Source organism: Cryobacterium sp. TMT1-3 (genome assembly GCF_004402315.1).
In the GTDB taxonomy this organism is placed as follows: domain Bacteria; phylum Actinomycetota; class Actinomycetes; order Actinomycetales; family Microbacteriaceae; genus Cryobacterium; species Cryobacterium luteum.
Genome location: NZ_SOFW01000012.1, coordinates 1 through 2903, shown reverse-complemented (window position 1 = coordinate 2903; position 2903 = coordinate 1). Strand labels below are relative to the sequence as shown.

Below are 2903 nucleotides of genomic sequence, written 5' to 3'. Positions count from 1 at the left end.
TCGAGGAACACATCGACAGCTACCTCAACGACGCCCACATGGCTAACGCTGCCTAAAACTCGGTACAAACGCCCGACTTCTGGCCCCCAAGAAAGCTAGATCAGAAGTTTGCTCGCGTGGCTCATATCCACACTTGAATGTCAACTAATGCAGACATTCCTTGGTTCACGTAACCGTGATTGGTGGCAGTCTACAAGCGAAGTCCGCCACCCCGCACTCACGAGGGATAGCTTGCGCTCCTCCCTGTCGTACGCATCAAACGACACAGGGAGCCACCGATGATCGACATCAACCCGAACGGCACGGGACTTCCCGGCATCGAGCAGCTGCGCGTCATCGTCGGCGCGGTGATGACCATCGGCCTCGTGCTCAGCGTGCTCGCCCTCATCGTCGCGGCGATCGTCTGGGGGTTCGGCGCGAACTCGTCGAACCCGCACCTCGCCTCCCGTGGCAAGACCGGCGTGATGGTGGCCTGCGGCGCCGCGATCATCTGCGGCGCCGCCGTCACCCTCGTCAACTTCTTCTGGAACGTCGGCCAGTCCGTCTGACCCCGAGACTGAGCGGGGCAGCCGATGAGCGTATGCGATGTGCCGGTCGTAGCGGATGTCTGCACCGGCGTCGGCGACGTCGCATCCTCTGTCGTCGCCGCCCCGTTCGACTGGCTCGCCGGCGCGATGGGCTCCACCGCTGCCTGGCTCTTCGAATCCGTTTGGGCCGCCTTCGACACGACCACCCTCGTCGACCTCACCGACCCGACCTACATCGACGTCTACAACGTGCTCTTCGGCCTCGCCGTCTTCGTCACCCTGATCTTCTTCTGCCTGCAACTGATCACCGGCCTCGTGCACCGCGACCCCGCCGCGCTCTCCCGTGCCGCGCTCGGCGTCGCCAAATCGGTGCTCGGATCCTTCGTCATCATCACAATCACCGGCCTGCTGCTCGAAATCACTGACCAGCTGTCCATCGGCGTCGTGCAGGCCAGCGGCAACACGATGGAAGGCATGGGCGACCGCATCGCGCTGCTCGCCGTGGGCCTCACCGCGATCAGCCCCGGCGCACCCGGCGTCGGCGCAATCCTCACGATCTTCCTGGCCGGCCTCGCCATCAGCGGCGCGGCCGTCGTCTGGTTCTCCCTCCTCATCCGCAAAGCGCTACTGCTGGTGGCCATCGTCTTCGGACCGATCGCCCTCGCCGGCGCAACCTGGGATGCCGCCAAAGGCTGGTTCTCCAAATGGGTCGCCTTCGTGGTCGCGCTCATCCTCTCCAAGCTCGTGCTCGTCGTGATCTTTCTGGTCGCAGTGGCTCAGGTCTCGGCCCCGATCGATGCGGATCTGGCCTCCGTCAGCGACCCCATCGCCGGCATCGTACTGATGTTCATCGCCGCCTTCGCGCCCTACATCACCTACAAGTTCCTCAACTTCGTCGGGCTCGACATGTACCACGCAATGTCCAGCGAGCAAGAGGCAAAGTCAGCGCTGAACCGCCCGGTGCCGGTGCCGAGCGCACCGATGATGAGCACGGCGCAGAAGGTTCTAGGCCCAAGCGGTCGAGCGACACAGGCCAGCCCTGCACCAACGGCACCGTCCAGCAGCGGTGGCCCCGGTCCCACGTCGTCGGCGGCCGGTGCCTCGGGCGCAGGCGCATCTGCGAACGCTGGTGCCGGCTCGAGCGCCGGAGCGGGAGGCACAGCAGTTGGAGCTGGCGCTGGCCTGGCCACCGCGGGAGTCGCGGCAGGAACTGCCGTCGTCAGTACCACAGCCAAGGCCGGCCCGAAGATCGGCAACGCGGTTGCTCAGAAAGCGGATACCCATACCCAGTCCGCCAGCAACGCCAGCGCCCCGAGTGCGCCGGCATCCAAGCAGGCTCGACCACCGGCATCCGCTTCACCGCAAGAACTGCCAGCCAGACGAAAAACCAAGGACGCGTAGCCATGGACACTGACACGAACCGCACAGACTACCGTCTCGCCCCGGTGCAGTTCTCGCGGCTGACCAAGCGCGGAGTGCTGCTGGGTTTGGCGGTGCCGCAACTGGTCGCCCTGTCGATTGGCACCCTCACGATCGTCACCGCGCCATACACGGCCGGCGCCGCGGGCGTCGCGTGGACGAGCCCACTTTGGGGTACCGCCGCGGTGATCGCGGGTATCCCGATCGGCGGGCGCAAAATCGTTGAGTGGATGCCGGTCGTCAGCCGGTGGGCATGGCGGTCGGGGCATGAGCAGCTAACCTACCGGCGCCGCATCATCCGCCCGCGACCGGTGGGCACCCTGTCGCTGCCGGGAGATTCGGCCGCGCTGCGCGAGTGGAACGACCCCGAATCGGGAGCGGTCATGATCCACGACCCGCACGCGCAAACCCTCACCGCCGTCGTCGCGGTGTCCCACCCTGCGTTCGCGCTGCTCGACCCGGACGAGCAGCACCGCCGCGTCGTCGGGTGGGGGCGCGTACTGGCTGGGGCGTGCCGGTCGGGGCGAATTGCGCGGCTGCAGGTGTCGGAGCGCACGCTGCCCGATTCCGGCACCGGACTGGCCGAATGGTGGGAGGGGCACGGCATCGACGACGACAGCTGGGCCGCCAACACCTACCGCGACCTCATCGAGCGGGCCGGACCCGCCGGGGAACGCCACGCCACCACGATCGCGCTGTCACTCGATCTCAGCGCGGCGACTCGCCAAGTGCGCACACAGGGCGGCGGGATGCGCGGCAACGGTACTGCGCCAGGAAATGACGGCACTGACTGGAGCGTTGCGCGCGGCGGACCTCACAGTCGGCGGGTGGCTCACCGCTGATGAACTCGCCGTGATCCTGCGAACCGCGTATGACCCGGCCATCGGAGTCGACCTGGAGCGGCATCCGCTGGTCGGGCGGTCACTGGCCACGGCCGGACCGGTCGCGGTCGCCGAG

General features: G+C 67.0%; 2 protein-coding genes and 1 pseudogene. All 3 read left to right on the top strand.

Annotation, left to right across the window (positions count from 1 at the left end; translation table 11 throughout):
- Positions 1-278: 278 nt before the first annotated feature.
- Entirely contained in the window at positions 279-548 is a 270-nt protein-coding gene (locus tag E3O25_RS04490) for a DUF6112 family protein (protein ID WP_104090819.1), read from the top strand.
- Positions 549-572: 24 nt separating this feature from the next.
- Entirely contained in the window at positions 573-1928 is a 1356-nt protein-coding gene (locus E3O25_RS04485; protein ID WP_134360565.1) for a conjugal transfer protein TrbL, read from the top strand.
- Between the two features lie 2 nt (positions 1929-1930).
- A pseudogene (locus E3O25_RS04480) lies at positions 1931-2903 on the top strand (SCO6880 family protein); the annotation flags it as partial.